Genomic DNA, 16,467 nt, shown 5'->3' on the forward strand with positions numbered 1-16,467 from the left:
TCAGCGGGTGACCTGCCAGCTGAGCGATCCGGTCAGGAGCTTGCGCAGTTCCGGGTCGCGGACCGCCTTGTTCGAGTCGGTGGCGCGTGCCGTGACGGTGTGCGCGCGGCCGTCGGCGGGCACCCTGAGCGCGCGGGGGCTCACACTGTTCGCGCCCCTGGACTGCCGTGCCTCGCGGCCGTCGACGTACCAGCGCAGCCGCGCATGGGAAGACGCCTCGACGCGTATCCGCTCGGTGCCGCGCACCTGCCGGTCGGTGGGGGTGGCAGAGGTGAGGACAGGTGCGTGCTGATGGAAGCCCGCGATCATCGCCTCACGCCCGGGCAGATTGAACTCGCGGCCCAGCGTGCGCATGATCGAGTCCTCGGTGGGGCGGTTGAGGCCGTGCCCGTGGTAGCCGCCGCCCTCGTACGCGCCGACGGTGCCGCCGTCGGGTGACTCCTGGCCGAGCCAGCGGTGCCACTTCGCCTTCTGCGCGGCCATCTCGTCGGCGCTGAGCTTGGTGAGGTTGGACTCGCCCGGCTCGGGGCCGGTGTAGGTGCTGTCGTCGTACCAGTACTCGTCGGCGAGCTTGCCGAACGAGTGGCCGGTCTCGTGGACGGCGACCTGGTCGGAGTCGGGGTGGTCGGACGAGGCGGTGCCGATGCCGTCGTAACCGGACGGCGCGGTGATGGCGTTGTAGCCCGCGCCGCCGTACTTCGTGGAGTTGCTGAGCACGATGACGAGATCGGGGTCGGCCGCCTTGCTCGCATAGGCCTCGACCTTGTTGGTGTCGACGCACAGCAGCCGCTCGATGCCGTCGCAGAAGAACGCCGAGTTCAGGGCGGTGTTCTTGCGGACGTCGCTCGTCGGGTCGCCCGAGACGCCGGACTGCTGCGAGTGTGCGTCGACGGCCCAGACGTTGAAGAGGTCCTCGTACTCGGCGTACGGCTCGACGGCGGCCATCTGCTTCCACTTGCTCCGCACGTCGGCGTGGAAGTCCTCCTGCTGGGCGGCGGTGTAGCCGTCGCCGATGAAGACGACGTCGACCTTGGCGTCGGTCGGTCCGGCCTCCACGATCGGCAGGACGTCGCCGTCGTCCTGGATCGTGGACCGCTCCTTCCCGGTGAGCGGGGCGGCGGCGGGGACCTTGGTGTGGCGGGGGTGGGCGTCGGGGCCGGAGAAGTACTCGACCTCGACGTGGCCGGTGGCGCGGGCTGCGGGGGCGCCGGTGTCCGGGCTCGGGTCCGCGGCGACCGGTGCGGTGGCGGCGAGCGCGGCGGCCATGGCGACGCCGGTGGCCACGGCGAGACGCTTGCGGGATATGCGGGATATGCGGGATGCGTGTCTACGCATGGAGGATCTCCCGGGGGGTCCGCGCGGACTAGCGGTCGGCAAGTCCGCGGTATAAGTGGGGGGTTAAGGGAGCTTAAGGCGGGGTTCAATGTAGAGGCTGCGGGGAATCCAGGCAATGCCCGAGACGCAAGGTGACTGTGGGAGTGGCAAGTTCGCGCCACGCGATCCCAAATCACCTCGCTCCAGGCCTGGATGGAATTGACTCTGACCTGGAGAGGGAGAGATGACGGACAGCGGAACTGGGGGCGTACGGCTCGACGAGCCCGCCGTGATCGGGCGTCGCGTTCTGCGACTTCGAACGGAACTCGGCCTCACCCAACGGCAGTTGGCTGAACCGGCGTACACGCCTGCCTACGTCTCCACGCTGGAGTCGGGCAAGGTGAGACCCTCCGAGGCCGCCCTTCGTCACTTGGCCGAGCGCCTCGGTGTCACTGCCGAGGAGCTCGCGACGGGACGTCCCGCCCGCCTCGCCGCCGAGCTGCGCCTGCGCCTGACCGACGCGCGGCGCGCCCTGGCCACCGGAGCGCCCGAGGACGCTGCCACCCTCTTCCGGGAGCTGTGCGCCGAAGCAGTCGAGCACGCGCTGCCGGGGGAACAGGCCACCGCGCTCCTCGGCCTCGGCGAGTGCCTTCTCGAGTCCGGCGACCTCGACGACGCGCACGAGTGCTTCACCTCGGTGGAACGGCTGCTCGCCGACGAGCCGCTGCCCCGCCGCGTCCCCGCGATCCGCGGCCGCGCCAACGCCCACCGCCTCACGGGTGAACTCCGCTACGCCTGCCATCTGTTGGAGACCGCCCTCGACCAGCTCAACGCCTCGGGCCTGCACGACCCCGACGCGCTGCTCCTCCTCTATTCGGCGTCCATCGCCCCGTACATGGACATGGGGGCTCATGAGCGCGCCGCGCACGCCGCCGAACTGGCCCTCGCGCTCGCGCCGCGCGTGGACGATCCGGCGCTGCTCGCCGGGATGCACCGCGGGGTGGCCCGTACGCTCATCGCCCAGGGCCGTATCGCCGAGGCCGACGCGTCGCTGGCCAAGGCCCAGGAGCTCTATCGGCAGCTGCACATTCGCACCGAACTCGCCCACTGCCACTGGATGCGCGGCTACGTGCACGCCCAGGACGGCGACCTCGAACGCGCCGAGAACGAACTGCGCACCGCGCACGACATGCTCACCGCCAAGCGGGCCGCGCTCTTCGCCGAACAGGTCGAGGTGGAACTCGCGGACGTGCTGCGCCGGCGAGGCAAGGTCCGAGAGGCGGCGGCGCTGCTGAGGCCGCTGCTGGCCACCGGCAAAGAGACGGCGGGGACCGCGGAGACCGCTGAGGCCACGGAGATCCCGGCCCTGCGGGCCGGACGCGGCGCGGTGCATGTGGGCGCCGCGCACCGGCTGCTCGGCCTCATCGCGGAGGAGTGCGGCGACACGCAGGCCGCCGAGGAGCACTACCGCGCCGCCCTGCCGCTGCTCGCCGGCGCGGGCGCGGCCGGGGACGTGGCCGGCCTGTGCTGCCTCCTCGGCGATCTGCTCCGGCGCACGGGACGGACGGAGGCCGCCATGGACGCCTACCGCACAGGCCTCGCCCACCGGGCCACGCCGGGCACGACGACGCTGGGCCCCGCGCCCGCGCCCCCGCCGATGTGAGCCGGCGGCGGGGTGACGGCCGCAGTCTCCGGTGACCTCAGTGTCCGGCTTTTGTCACGGTGCTGTGCGCTCAGACAACCTGATGTCCTCTCATGTCCGTCCGCCTGCTAAAAATACGGACGGCACGGGGACGCAGACCGCCCCGTGCGAACGCTTCGCATCAATCTGACAGTTGGGCCCGAGAGGGCCGCAGGGGGAAAGGCATCAGCCTGATGAACCACGCACGCACGACCGCCGCAGTCCTGGCCACGGCAGGGGCGCTCACAGCCGCTCAGCTCGGCCTCGCCGGATCCGCGTCCGCGGCGGACGCACCGAAGGCGCCGAAGGCGTCGGCTGCCTCGGCGCAGAGCGCCGGATGCCCGATCGACATCGTCTACACGTCCCGGTTCTACATCGGCCCGGGCGGGTGGGTGAAGGGTGACGGCCTGTACTTCGGCCTCAAGAACAAGAGCACCAAGAGCTTCAAGAAGGTCACCTTCACGGTCAGCAACGTCAAGAATGTCCGCTTCGGCTCGGCGAAGGCGAAGGGCGGCAAGATCACGCACAAGACCTCGAAGACTGTCTCCGTCTACGACAAGAGCCTGAAGGGGAAGGCCAGCCTCGGGGTCAGGGTCAAGACGCGCCTGCTGAACACCAGGTCCTACAAGGTGAAGTTCAAGGTCCACGGCAACGGCTGGAACTGCGCCGTCAATCAGGGCACATGGGGCGCCTGAGCACCTGAGCATCGCACGGCCCATGCCTCCGGGGTCCGGATCCGTCCGGGCCCCGGAGGCACGCCTGATCTCGCGGGGAATCATCGATCTTCGGTAATCTCGGGGAATGGTGCGGAGCGAAGCGAAAGACGTGGCCGGGTATCTGGCCGAGGCGCCCGAGGGGCGCAGGGATGCCCTGGCCCGGTTGCGCGACCTGTGCCGCTCGGAGCTGAAGGGCTTCGACGAGGTCATGGCGTACGGGATGCCCGCCTACGAACGGGACGGCACCGCCGAGATCGCCTTCGCCGGCCAGAAGCAGTACATCTCCTTCTACCTCATGCGCGGCGACGTCCGTGAGGCCTTCGAGGACCGCCTGGCCGGACAGGACATGGGCAAGGGCTGCCTGCGCTTCCGCAAGCCGGAGAACATCGACTTCGACCTGGTGCGCGACCTGCTCAGGGCCACCGCGGCCCGGCCCGGCACCGTCTGCTGATGCCACGCAGCGAGAAGAAGCCCCGGCGCCGCGAGTAGCATCCGCTCCGTCGGAGGTGTGCATGTGGGGCAACAAGAGGTCTGGAGCGGTCAAGTGGACGACGTAGCGCAGGCGGGGCTCGGTGCCGGGAAGTACCTGCTGGTCACGAGCTACCGCAAAAACGGCACCCCGGTGCCGAGCCCTGTCTGGGTCGTCGAGGACGGCGCCGCGCTGGGCGTCTGGACGGCCGCGGACTCCTGGAAGGTCAAGCGGATCCGCAACCGCGCCGACGTCCTGATCGGCCCCTGTGACCTGCGGGGCAACCCGACCGGTGAGCAGATCCCCGCCACCGCCGAGATCTGCGACCCGCAGACGACGGCGCGCTACCGCACTCTCGTCGCCCGCAAGTACGGCCTGGTCGGCCGCCTCACACTGCTGGGCAGCAAGCTGCGGCGCGGCACGAGCGGGACGGTGGGCATCCGCATCACGCCGACCGAGTGACGCCCCCGCGCCCCCGCGCCCCCGCGTCCCCGCGTCACGTCATGCTCAGCTCCGCGGCCATCTCATTCCGGAAGGCGACGGCCGTCTCCCGCGCGTGCCGCAGCCCGATGCGCGCGAAGTCCCCTTCGAGCTCGGTGAGTTCGGCCAGCGTCTCGCCCCGGTCGCGGCCAAGACGGGCCCGCGACTTGACCAGGCCGAGCCGGGAAAGGGCCACGCCCCGCGGCTCCCGCATGGCGTCGAACTCCTCCAGGGCGATGGCGTACATCTCGCGTGCCGCGTCGTAACTCCCGTCCCGGTACAGGACATTGCCGCGCATCTTGTGGTTGTAGGCGAGCGCGCTCGCCAGATCCATGGCGCGGCAGATGACCTCCGCCTCCGAGAGCAGCGCGAGCGCCCGCTCCGCCTCGCCCCGCAGCGAGAGGACGTCGGCGACCCCGCGCAGCGACCAGGCGCGCCCCCGCGCGTCCTGCGCGTCGGCCGCGATCCGGACGCACTCCTCGAACAGCTCGAGGGCCTCGGTGTAGTCGCCGGTGTTCCGCCGCATCTGGGCGATGCCGGACATCGCCCAGACCATGTGCCGCGCCTCGCCGTGCGCCCGGCCCTGTTCGAGCAGCTGCTCGTGGAGTGCGGCCACCGCCGCGTAGTCCCCCTGGATGCGTCCGGTCTCGGCGAGCCCGGCGAGCGCGTAGCCGTGCGCGAGCCGCTCCCCGCTGTCGGCGGCCAGCGCGACTCCCCAGGTCAGAAGCCGCCGGGCGAGCCGCAGTTGTCCGCACTGGCGGGCGAGCGTGCCGCCGCTCCACAGAGCCCAGGCCATGGCGCCCGCGTCCCCCGCGACGCGCGCGCTGCGGTAGCTCTGCCGCCAGGCGGAGCCCGCGTCGTCCACCTGGCCGAGCCGCCGGTTGGCCTCGGCCAGGGCGAGTGCGGCGCGCGCCCTCTCCAGTGCGGTGTCCGCCTGGGAGAGGGCGCGGCCCGCCGCCGTCAGCACCTCCTCGTAGGAGGAGTTCACCCCGAGTGCCGAGCCCAACTCGCCCTGATATTCGGGCGCGAATGCCTTGCCGTGCATAGATCCATGACCTCTCGATCAACTCCGTACGTCGGTCTCCGTACGTTGATCAAGAAGCTGCGAGCGGGGCGGGGTGCGGCGAATCCCTCCGCGTATGGGTCATTCCGTACGACTCCAGGGCTACGGGCGTGGCCATGGTCATCATCGGGATGTACGGGGAGGGTGGGGGCCGGCAGCTGTCAGCTGCCCTCCGGTGCCTCAGTGGCAGCGACGGCGCCCGCGGTCGCGGTCTGCAGCGCCGTGATGCACGCGGCGATCGACCGCTGCAGCTCCTCAAGGCGCAGCAGCATGTCGTCCTCGTAGATGTCGTCGACCTCGGCGGCGTCGTCGAAGGTCAGCTCCTCGAAGACCTTCGTCGCCTTCTGCAGGCTGCTGTAGAACTTCGCGCGGCGCTCCTGCACCCGCAACTGCGGGTCGCTCTGGACGGTCTGGGCGACCAGGTCCTTCACGGTGTCGTACGCCTCGCGGGCCCACTCTCCGGAGTCCTCGCCCTCGTCCAGCTCGTCGATGAGGGACAGGTGCCGCTCGGCCTCTTCCTTCAGCTCGGCGGGCGCGTCGATCAGCTGGCCCGCCGGCGTCTTGACCTGACCCTTGTCGACGATCTGGCGTACGTAGTCGACGCGGTCGCCCGCCTTGGCCTCGGCCGCGACCGCCTTCTTGAGGTCGTCGGCCCGCACGATGTCGCGGACGAGCTCGGTGCGCAGCGCCGGGTCCTCATCGAGCCGGTCCATCAGGGCGCGTCGCGCCGCCTCGGCGGTCCCGGGGTCGGCGAGGATCGCGGCCCGCAGCGCGGTGGGGTTCTCGGCGACCTCCAGGGCCTTGGTGGGGCGGATGCCCTCGGCCTCGGCGGCCTCCGTGATCGCGGTGCCACGCGGGGAGAGGGCGCTGGAGCGCGCGGCGTAGTACGTCAACCAGACGTCGGAGTCGGGGAGTTCGATGTCCTCGCCGGGCGTGAGCGCCTCGAAGTGGGGTACGAGGCCATCGTCGGCGGCCTTGTCCCAGGCTTTGTAGTAGCGCATGACGCGCTCGGCCGAGCAGCCGGCAAGATCGCTGAACTCCTTCGCCGAGACCTTCGGCGTCTCGTCGGCGCCCTGGCCGCCGGGGCGCACACTGCGCGCCACCTTCAGGGCGAAGGCCCAGCCGCCGGTCCGTGCGTAGGCACCGAACTCGCGGGCGTCCCGGGCCACCGGCTCGGGCACTTCCGACGACGGGGCGGCTTCAGACGGCGCGATGGCAAGAGTCACGAAGGTTCTCCTGGATGGTGATGACAAGTATCTGAGAGCTGACTCGACACCTTATCTCTCCTATTGGGGTGTTATGAGGGCGAGTTGCTGCGGAGCGAACAGGTGCCCGAGGCGCGGAGGTGAATCCTCCGGTGATCGGGGCGTCCGGTGTGGGTCCTACACATCTTGACCACTTCTCCTCCCCGAGGATGACCCAGCCTGCACGGCACTACAGCGCCCGTGGGCCGATAGTCCGGCTCTGAGTCTGACTTCCGGGCCTGTCAGGGCCTGGACTATTGAGAGGAAACCTGCTGACCGCCCTGACGTGCGCTGATCGTGCCGCGGGGGTGTCACTCCGCCTGCCGACACCGACGGGAGCCCCTACTCCGTGGCTACGTTCCTCTACAAATTGGGCCGCCTCGCCTTCCGGCGGCGCCGCTATGTAGCACTGATGTGGGTGGTGCTGCTCGCCGGCGTCGGCTTCGCCTCGTCCGCCGCACCCGCACCGCCCGAAGACTCCTTCTCCATGCCGGGGACGGAGTCCCAGAAGGCCTTCGACCTCCTCGACGAGAAGTTCCCCGCGGCCAGCGCCGAGGGCGCCACCGCCCGCGTCGTGATCCGCGCCCCCGAGGGCGAGAAGCTGACCGAGTCCGGCCCCAAGGCCGACGTCGAGAAGCTGGTCAAGACCCTGGGTGCGGGACCTCAGGTCTCCGAGGTCGCCGACCCCTTCAAGGCCGACGCCGTGAGCAAGGACGGCACCACCGCGTACGCGTCCGTCACGTACAAGGTGGCCGCACCCGAGCTGACCGACAAGGCGCGTGACGCGCTGACCAAGGCCACCGACGACACCCGCAAGACGGGCTTCACCGTCGAGACCGGCGGCGACGCCGTCATGGCCGAGCAGGAGATGGGCGGCACGGCCGAACTCATCGGCATCGGGGTCTCCGCGGTCGTCCTGATCATCACCTTCGGCTCGATGGTCGCCGCGGGCATGCCGCTCCTGACCGCCATCATCGGCGTGGGCATCGGTGTCTCCGGCATCGCGGCCCTCGGCAGCCTCCTCGACCTCTCCGGCACGACGTCGACGCTCGCGATGATGATCGGCCTCGCCGTCGGCATCGACTACGCCCTCTTCATCGTCTCCCGCTACCGAGCGGAGATCACCGACGGCCGGGAGCCGGAGGAGGCAGCGGGCCGCGCAACCGGCACCGCGGGTTCCGCCGTGGTGTTCGCCGGGCTCACCGTCATCGTCGCGCTCTCCGGCCTCGCGATCGTCAACATCCCGATCCTCACCAAGATGGGCCTGGCCGCTGCCGGCACCGTCGCGATAGCCGTCCTCATCGCGCTCACCATGATCCCCGCGCTGCTCGGCTTCGCGGGCAAGAAGGTGCTGCGCCGCAAGGACCGCAAGAAGCCCGCGGGCACACTGCACGACCCGAACGCCAAGCCGAAGCTCGGCACGCGCTGGGCGCGATTCGTCCTGCGCCGCCCGATCCCGGTCCTTCTGCTCGCCGTCGTGGGCCTCGGTGTGGTCGCCGTACCGGCCACCAGCCTGGAGCTCGGCCTGCCCGACGAGGGCACATCGGCACCGGACACCACGCAGCGCAAGGCGTACGACATGCTGTCCGAGTCCTTCGGCGCAGGCTTCAACGGCCCGCTGATGGTCACCGTCGACACCGACAAGGACAAGGGCGCGGCCGCGGCGGCCGACACCGTCGGCAAGGAGATCGCGAAGATCGACGGCGTCGCCGCCGTCACGCCGGCGAACGGCAACAAGTCCGACGACACCGCGATCTTCAACGTCGTACCGAAGACCGGTCCCAGCGACCACAAGACCGAGGGCGTCGTCAAGGAGATCCGCTCGACCGTCGACGGTCTGGGGGACAAGACGGGCTCCGAGGTCCTGGTCACCGGCGCGACCGCCATGACCATCGACTTCTCGCAGACCCTGGACGACGCGCTCCTGCCCTACCTGGGACTCGTCGTCGGCCTGGCCTTCCTGCTCCTGATGCTGGTCTTCCGCTCGGTCCTCGTACCGCTCAAGGCGGCGCTCGGCTTCCTCCTGTCGGTGGCAGCCGCGCTCGGCGCCGTCGTCGCGGTCTTCCAGTGGGGCTGGCTCGCCGACATCGTCGGTGTGGAACAGCCGGGCCCGATCATGAGCATGATGCCGATCTTCATGATCGGCGTGGTCTTCGGCCTCGCGATGGACTACGAGGTGTTCCTCGTGACGCGGATGCGTGAGGCGTACGTCCACGGGGCGCGCGCAGGCGAGTCCGTCGTCACCGGCTTCACGCACGGCGGACGGGTCGTCGCCGCGGCGGCGGTCATCATGATCAGCGTCTTCTCCGGCTTCATCATGGAGAACGACGACATGATCAAGATGATGGGCTTCGGCCTGGCCATCGCCGTTCTCTTCGACGCCTTCGTCGTCCGTATGGCGATCGTCCCGGCCGTGCTCGCACTGCTCGGCGACAAGGCGTGGTGGCTGCCGAAGTGGCTGGACCGCGCACTGCCGAATGTCGACGTGGAGGGCGAGAAGCTGCACAAGCAGCTCGGCGACTTCCCCACGGCACGCCAGGACAAGGACGACCAGGACCGGGAGCTCGAGTCCGTACGCGGCTGAGCACCTGACGCTCCGTGAGGAGTACCCCTGTCAGCCCGGTGACCGGTCACGGTCACCGGGCTGACGCCTGTCCTGGCCCGCCCGCGGCTCAGCGGTCCGCGAAGACCACCCACACCTGACCGGGCGCGAAGGGCATCCGCTCTCCGTCGGGGCGCGTGAAGGACGTGCCGCCCGTGGCGCTCGACCGCTTCCAGCGGGTCTTGTACGCCTTGCCGCCCCGCAGGACGGTCGCCCTGCCGCTGCCGACCGACTTGATGTACGGCGTCGCCGAGCCGTTGACGTCCTTGTAGCGCGACGGGGGCATGTCCACATGCTGGATCACGATCGTCTTCGCGCCGAGGCGCGCCCCCGACGTGCTGCGGGCCGGGGCCCCGTCGAACGACGCGAGCCAGCGGCGCTCATCGGGCGACCAGCGGAAGGTGTGGCTGGCCGCGGAGTAGCGGACGGTCCGCGCGGAGGCGGGGGAGCCGCCTGTCGGGGCCGGGCCGAAGCGGAAGCCGATGTCGGTGGGGTGGTCCGCCTTCGGGGCCGAGCGCAGCAGCGACTGGGGGCGGACGAAGAGGTTGTGCGGGGCGGGGCGGCTGTCGTCGCGGAAGTAGGCACCCGGGACCCGGCCGGGCGGGCGGGTGTACAGCGGTGACTCCCTGAGCATCCTGTTGAGCGAGCTGCGCACCCCCGAGTAGGCCAGGGCCGGGCGGCCGAACTGCCGCAGGAGCTCGACGTCGGACTCCCGGGCGCTGCGCACCGGGCCGACGTACTTCGGCAGGCGGCTGGAGTACACCCCCACCAGCCGGCTCAGGCCGCCCTCGACCTTCTCCACGTAGACGATGTCCGCCTGCGCGAGGCCGGTGTGCGGCCGTGCCAGGCGCGCGTTGTCGAACTTCACCGCGAGCACGGGGCCCTGATCGGCCGTCACTCCGGTGAAGGGCGACCGGTCGCGCGGCGGGGCGCCGGGGTCCGCGGGCGCGCTCTCGTGCGCGGCTCCCATGGTGAGCGCGCCCACGGCGACCGTGGCAAGGAGTCTGGTACCGATGCGGGTGCGGCGCCGGGTCCTGGCTGTCATCGCGGTTCTCCGTTCGTCCCCGAACGCGCGGTTCCGGGACCAGTTCGTTCCTGGCAGTGGCAGCCGCAGTCCTTCCTCCGTGGCGCCCGCCGCGAACCCGGTTAGGGCCATCCAGCCGCCAGGACTCACCGCGGCGGTGTACGCGCCGGACCCTCCCGCGGGCCCGGCGCGGTCCGCCGCCGTCAGGCGGTGTGCAGGGTAAGGCCGTACCGCCCGAGGATCTCGTTGATGGGCTGGTGCCAGGTCTCTCCACCGCTGCCGCAGTTGCCCCAGCCGCCCGATGTGACGCCCTGGGCCTGGTCGCCGCTGATGAACGAACCGCCGGAGTCGCCCGGTTCGGCGCAGACGCTGGTCTTGGTCATCTGGTGGACGGCGCCCTGGCTGTAGTTGACGGTCTCGTTCTTGGCGAGGACGGTGCCGCAGTGCCAGTGCGTGGTGGAGCCGGAGCGGCAGATCGACGCCCCCACCGGAGCTTCCGCCGAGCCGCGGACGAGCTGGTCGGGGACGGTGCCCCAGCCGAGCACCACCGGGACGGTCCACCAGCCGTTGCCCACGCTGACGTACGCGTAGTCGTCACCGGGGAACGAAGAGCCCTGGAAGCTGCCGATGTTCGAACCGTCCCAGCCGCGCACCCCGGCTCCCGCCTGCCCGCAGTGGCCCGCGGTGACGAACCCTCCGTGCACCGAGAAGCCGATGGAGCAGCGGACGTTGCCGGTGTAGTAGGGGTCGCCGCCCACGGTCCCCGCGGCGAAGGTGCTGGGGGCCTTGCCGACCGTCTCGACCTGGACGGGGCCCGCGCGCCGGGCGCGGTCGACGAAGCGTCGGACATCGTTGTCGTCCTTCTGATCAGCGACGACGTTCACCACGATGTTGTTGCTGCGCGGCGCCACGTGCCAACTGCTGACGCCCTTGGGCGCGGAGAGGGTGTCGATGCGCTCCTTGGCGGCGTCCAGTTGCTTCGCGCTGTGGTGGACCACGTGGACAGCGGCGCCGGTCTCGCGCAGGGCGGCGGTCTTCCGTGCGCTGGTGGTGGCGACGGTCAGCTTTCCGGTGGCCGCGTCATACCAGGATCCGGCGTACGTCGATCCGGCCGCCCGCTGCGCCGCGCGGTCGACGCGGGTCGCTGCCTTCTCGGAGGCCAGGCGGGCGCGCGCCTGGCTCGCGGTCAGGCCGAGGTCGTCCTGCAGGGCGGTGAGCATTCCCGCGGAGGCCGGGGGAGCGGCGGGCGAAGGGGCGGCGCTCGCGGTGGGTGCGAGCGAGGCGCTCGCCCAGGTGCCGACCAGGAGTAAGGAGGAGAAGGCGATGCGCACTCCGGTTCTGCGTCTCATGGCAGTGCCCTTTCTGTCGTTCCATCGGGGTGGGGAGGAACAGGGGATGAGAGCGCTCTCACGATGAGTTCAGGCGGAGCATAGGAGCGGCTTGGCCGTCATGTCCATACCAACTGGTCGCCATCGGGCGGCAATTGGTGTCAGAAAATTGATGCGGGGCGAAGACTGAGTACGGTGTACGCTTTTCCCTTCGCCCGGTTCGGGCCAAGGACCGGTTCAGGCCAAGGAGCAGCATCAGTGACGGTCACCACCGCCGACAGCCACAACGTGATTCAGGTGCGAGGCGCCCGCGAGAACAACTTGCGCGACGTCTCGCTCGACATCCCCAAGCGGCGGCTCACCGTCTTCACCGGAGTCTCGGGCTCCGGGAAGTCCTCGCTCGTCTTCGGCACCATCGCCGCCGAGTCGCAGCGGCTGATCAACGAGACGTACACCGCGTTCATCCAGTCGTTCATGCCGAGCCTCGGCCGCCCCGACGTGGACGGCCTGCGCAATCTCAGCGCGGCGATCGTCGTCGACCAGGAGCGGATGGGCGCCAACTCGCGCTCCACGGTGGGCACAGCCACCGACGCGTACACCATGCTCAGGATCATCTTCAGCCGTCTCGGTGTCCCGAACATCGGGACATCGGGCGCCTTCAGCTTCAATCTGCCCGAAGGCATGTGCCCCGAGTGCGAGGGCACCGGCGAGGCCTCCACCATCGACGTGGACCAGCTCGTGGACCGCGAGCTCTCGCTGAACGAGGGCGCGATCACCGCCCCGTACTACGCGGTGGACTCCTGGAGCTGGCAGATCATGGTCGGCTCCGGCTTCCACGACCCGGACAAGAAGCTCAAGGACTTCACCGACCAGGAGTGGGCCGACCTCCTGCACAAGGCCCCGGTCAAGGTGAAGTCGGGCTCCAGCGGCTTCACGTACGAAGGCCTGATAGCCAAGATGCAGCGGACCTGGTTGGCCAAGGACCGCGATTCCCTCCAGTCCCACATCAAGACCTTCGTGGACCGCGCCGTGGTGTTCGCCCGGTGCCCGGTCTGCGACGGCACGCGTCTCACCGCGGCCGCCCTGTCGTCGAGGATCGACGGTCTGAACATCGCCGACTGCTCGTCGATGCAGATCAGCGATCTTGCCGCGTTCGTACGCGGACTCGACGACCCCGCTGTCGCGCCGCTGATCGCGAGCCTGCGTGAGCTGCTCGAATCGCTGGTCGAGATCGGGCTCGGCTATCTGAGCCTGGACCGCACATCGGGCTCGCTCTCCGGCGGCGAGGCGCAGCGCGTGAAGATGGTCCGCCATCTCGGCTCCAGCATCACCGACGTGACGTACGTCTTCGACGAGCCGACCATCGGCCTGCACCCGCACGACATCCGGCGCATGAACGACCTGCTCCTGCGGCTGCGCGACAAGGGCAACACGGTGCTCGTGGTGGAGCACAAGCCCGAGGTCATCGCCATCGCCGACCATGTGGTGGACCTCGGACCGGGGGCCGGTACGGCGGGCGGCGAGATCTGCTTCACCGGTGACGTGGCGGGGCTCCGCGCCTCCGGCACGCTGACCGGACGGCACCTGGGGCACCGGGCCCAGCTGCGCGAGCAGGTGCGTGTGCCCAAGGGGCAGCTGTCCATCAAGGGCGCCGATCTGCACAACCTCAAGGACGTCGAGGTCGACGTCCCGCTCGGGGTGCTCGCCGTGGTCACCGGTGTCGCAGGGTCCGGCAAGAGCTCGCTGATCCACGGCTATCTCTCCGGACGGGAGGGCGTCGTGGTGGCCGACCAGTCACCGATCCGTGGCTCGCGCCGCTCGAACCCGGCGACCTACACCGGCCTTCTCGGCCCGATCCGCACGGCGTTCGCCAAGGCCAACGGCGTCAAGGCGGCGCTGTTCAGCGCGAACTCGGAGGGCGCCTGCCCGAAGTGCAACGGCATCGGGCTGATCTACACCGACCTGGCGATGATGGCCGGGGTGGCCTCCGTCTGCGAGGCGTGCGAGGGCAAGCGGTTCACGGCCGAGGTCCTCACCTACCGGCTGCGCGGCAAGAACATCAGCGAGGTCCTGGGGATGTCGATCGCCGAGGCGCACGACTTCTTCCCCTCGGGCCAGGCGCACACCATCCTCGGCCGCCTCAGCGATGTCGGGCTCGGCTATCTGCGGCTCGGCCAGCCGCTCAACACCCTCTCCGGCGGTGAGCGCCAGCGCCTCAAGCTCGCCATCCACATGGCCGAGAAGTCGTCGACGTACGTCCTGGACGAGCCGACCACCGGACTGCACCTGGCCGATGTGGACAAGCTGCTCGCGCTCCTCGACCGGCTCGTCGACGACGGCAACTCGGTGGTCGTCATCGAGCACCACCAGGCGGTGATGGCACACGCCGACTGGATCATCGACATCGGCCCCGGCGGCGGCCACGACGGCGGTCAAGTGGTGTTCACCGGCACGCCCGCTGCCCTGGTGGCCGAGGGTGACACCGTGACGGCGCAGCATCTGCGGGAGTACGTGGCGGGCTGAGGCCAGGTCGGCGGTACAAGCCGATCGTGCTCGGGCGTGGTGTCCGCGTAGGGTGCGTGAATGAGCATGCTGGATGACGCCCACGCGGGCATGAACCCTGAGATCCGGCCGCAGGACGACCTGTTCGGCCACGTCAACGGTCACTGGCTGGAGACCGAGCGAATCCCCGAGGATCGCTCCAGCTGGGGCCCCTTTGTGCAGTTGGTCGACACGGCCGAGGAACAAGTGAAGGTGATCATCCAGGACCTTGCGTCGGCCGCGTCGGCCGGCGCCGTCCCGGATGACGCACGCAAGATCGCCACGCTCTACGCCTCGTTCATGGACGAGGAGGCGATCGCCGCCCGCGGGCTCGCCCCCGCGCAGCCCTTGATCGACGCCGTCGCGGGGCTGCGGGACACCCGGGAGCTCGCGGCGTTCCTCGGCCGCTTCGAGCGGACCGGCGGCTCCGGTCTCTTCGGCACCTATATCGACTCGGACGACCGCAACTCCGACCGCTACCTCTTCAACATCCTCCAGGGCGGGCTCGGCCTGCCCGACGAGTCGTACTACCGCGACGAGAAGTTCGCCGAGATCCGCGAGAAGTACGTCGGCTACCTCACCGAACTGCTCACGCTCGGGCAGCACGCCTCGCCCGCCGACGCCGCGCGGACGGTCCTCGCCCTCGAGACCCGTCTTGCCGCCGGCCACTGGGAGCGCGCCGAGACGCGTGACGTGCAGAAGACCTACAACCTCACCACCCTTGACGAACTGAACGCCCTGGCCCCGGAGTTCGACTGGCTCGGCTATGCCGAGGGGCTCGGCGGCTCGGCCGCCACCATCGCCGAGACGTGCGTGCGCCAGCCGTCCTACCTCACGCACCTGTCCACGGCCCTCGCCGAGGTGCCGATCGAGCAGTGGCGGGACTGGGCGCTGGTCCGAGTCCTTCGCTCGTGCGCGCCCTACCTCACGGACGCGTTCGTCCAGAACAACTTCGAGTTCTACGGCCGCACCCTCAACGGCACCCCTGAGCTGCGCGCGCGGTGGAAGCGGGCGGTCGCCTTCGTCGAGGGCTCCATCGGTGAGGCCGTCGGCAAGGAGTACGTGGCGCGGCACTTCCCGCCGAGCTCCAAGGCGATGATGGACGACCTCGTCGCCAACCTCCTTGAGGCCTACCGCCAGTCCATCGCCCGCCTGGACTGGATGACGGACGAGACGAAGGAGCGCGCGTACGAGAAGCTCGCCACGTTCCGTCCCAAGATCGGCTACCCGGACACCTTCCGCGACTACTCGGCGCTCGAGGTCTCCGCCGACGACCTGCTCGGTAACGCGCACGCGGCGGACGCCTTCGAGTCCGACCGGCAGCTCGCCAAGATCGGCTCCCCGGTCGACCGCGACGAGTGGTTCATGCTGCCGCAGACGGTCAACGCGTACTACAACCCGGGCACCAACGAGATCTGCTTCCCCGCGGGCATCCTGCAGAAGCCGTTCTTCTCGCCCGACGCCGACCCCGCCGAGAACTACGGCGGCATCGGCTCGGTCATCGGCCACGAGATCGGCCACGGCTTCGACGACCAGGGCGCGCAGTACGACGGCGCGGGCAACCTCAACGACTGGTGGACCGCGGCCGACAAGACCGCGTTCGAGGCGAAGTCGAAGGCGCTGGTCAAGCAGTACGACGCCTTCTCGCCGCGCAACCTGCCGGGCGAGTTCGTCAACGGCTCGCTGACGGTCGGCGAGAACATCGGCGACCTGGGCGGCCTGACCATCGGGCACACGGCGTACAAGATCGCGCTCGACGGCGACCCGACGCCGGAGGGCGACGGCGCGACCGGCTCCCAGCGGCTCTTCATGAACTGGGCCTACTGCTGGCGCACCAAGCGCCGCAAGGAGCAGGAGCAGCAGTACCTCACCATCGACCCGCACTCGCCGCCCGAGTTCCGGGCCAACATCGTCCGTAACCTCGACGAGTTCCACGAGGCGTTCGCGACGACCGAGGGCGACGGGCTCTGGCTGGACCGCGCGGAGCGCGTCCGGATCTGGTGAC

12 protein-coding genes are annotated in these 16,467 nt (G+C 70.0%); 7 read left to right on the top strand and 5 right to left on the bottom strand.

The genetic code is table 11. The features are described 5' to 3' along the window. Positions 1-1,335 carry a M64 family metallopeptidase gene (locus tag ABD378_RS06100; protein WP_344519380.1) on the bottom strand — a complete coding sequence of 445 codons (1,335 nt, stop codon included), beginning with the start codon at positions 1,333-1,335 and terminating at the stop codon, positions 1-3. A gap of 223 nt (positions 1,336-1,558) precedes the next feature. On the opposite strand from ABD378_RS06100, the gene ABD378_RS06105 reads away from it, so the two are divergent. From ABD378_RS06105 to ABD378_RS06120, 4 genes are all read left to right on the top strand, one after another. Beyond that, positions 1,559-2,977 (top strand): helix-turn-helix domain-containing protein, encoded by a 1,419-nt coding sequence (locus ABD378_RS06105; RefSeq protein WP_344519381.1) that lies wholly within the window; start codon positions 1,559-1,561, stop codon positions 2,975-2,977. A gap of 212 nt (positions 2,978-3,189) precedes the next feature. Continuing rightward, positions 3,190-3,690, top strand: a complete 501-nt coding sequence (locus ABD378_RS06110; protein ID WP_344519383.1) for a hypothetical protein — start codon at positions 3,190-3,192, stop codon at positions 3,688-3,690. A 106-nt stretch (positions 3,691-3,796) separates the two neighbouring features. Then, on the top strand, positions 3,797-4,162 hold the full coding sequence (locus tag ABD378_RS06115) for an iron chaperone (protein WP_344519384.1): 366 nt from the start codon (positions 3,797-3,799) through the stop codon (positions 4,160-4,162). Positions 4,163-4,255: 93 nt separating this feature from the next. Next, entirely contained in the window at positions 4,256-4,642 is a 387-nt protein-coding gene (locus ABD378_RS06120) for a PPOX class F420-dependent oxidoreductase (protein ID WP_344519385.1), read from the top strand. A 34-nt stretch (positions 4,643-4,676) separates the two neighbouring features. Here ABD378_RS06120 and ABD378_RS06125 read toward each other — a convergent pair whose 3' ends face one another. Both ABD378_RS06125 and ABD378_RS06130 read right to left on the bottom strand, forming a co-directional pair. Then, positions 4,677-5,705, bottom strand: coding sequence for a tetratricopeptide repeat protein (locus ABD378_RS06125; protein ID WP_344519386.1), 1,029 nt, complete (start codon positions 5,703-5,705; stop codon positions 4,677-4,679). A gap of 179 nt (positions 5,706-5,884) precedes the next feature. Then, complete coding sequence (locus ABD378_RS06130) at positions 5,885-6,949, bottom strand: hypothetical protein (RefSeq protein WP_344519387.1); 1,065 nt, start codon at positions 6,947-6,949, stop codon at positions 5,885-5,887. A gap of 367 nt (positions 6,950-7,316) precedes the next feature. Here ABD378_RS06130 and ABD378_RS06135 point away from each other — a divergent pair, with 367 nt between their 5' ends. Then, the gene (locus ABD378_RS06135; protein WP_344519388.1) at positions 7,317-9,551 is read left to right on the top strand and encodes an MMPL family transporter; all 2,235 of its coding nucleotides are present in this window, start codon (positions 7,317-7,319) and stop codon (positions 9,549-9,551) included. An 88-nt stretch (positions 9,552-9,639) separates the two neighbouring features. On the opposite strand, the gene ABD378_RS06140 is transcribed toward ABD378_RS06135, so the two are convergent. Together ABD378_RS06140 and ABD378_RS06145 are read right to left on the bottom strand one after the other, a co-directional pair. Continuing rightward, the gene (locus tag ABD378_RS06140; RefSeq protein ID WP_344519389.1) at positions 9,640-10,614 is read right to left on the bottom strand and encodes a DUF3048 domain-containing protein; all 975 of its coding nucleotides are present in this window, start codon (positions 10,612-10,614) and stop codon (positions 9,640-9,642) included. A gap of 182 nt (positions 10,615-10,796) precedes the next feature. Further along, positions 10,797-11,942 (bottom strand): S1 family peptidase, encoded by a 1,146-nt coding sequence (locus tag ABD378_RS06145; protein WP_344519390.1) that lies wholly within the window; start codon positions 11,940-11,942, stop codon positions 10,797-10,799. A gap of 267 nt (positions 11,943-12,209) precedes the next feature. Between ABD378_RS06145 and ABD378_RS06150 the strand changes: the two genes are divergently transcribed. Together ABD378_RS06150 and ABD378_RS06155 are read left to right on the top strand one after the other, a co-directional pair. Then, the gene (locus ABD378_RS06150; RefSeq protein WP_344519750.1) at positions 12,210-14,444 is read left to right on the top strand and encodes an ATP-binding cassette domain-containing protein; all 2,235 of its coding nucleotides are present in this window, start codon (positions 12,210-12,212) and stop codon (positions 14,442-14,444) included. Between the two features lie 60 nt (positions 14,445-14,504). Beyond that, the gene (locus ABD378_RS06155) at positions 14,505-16,466 is read left to right on the top strand and encodes a M13 family metallopeptidase (protein ID WP_344519391.1); all 1,962 of its coding nucleotides are present in this window, start codon (positions 14,505-14,507) and stop codon (positions 16,464-16,466) included. Position 16,467 lies beyond the last annotated feature (1 nt).

The sequence above is a fragment of the Streptomyces rectiviolaceus genome (genome assembly GCF_039533825.1).
GTDB lineage: Bacteria > Actinomycetota > Actinomycetes > Streptomycetales > Streptomycetaceae > Streptomyces > Streptomyces rectiviolaceus.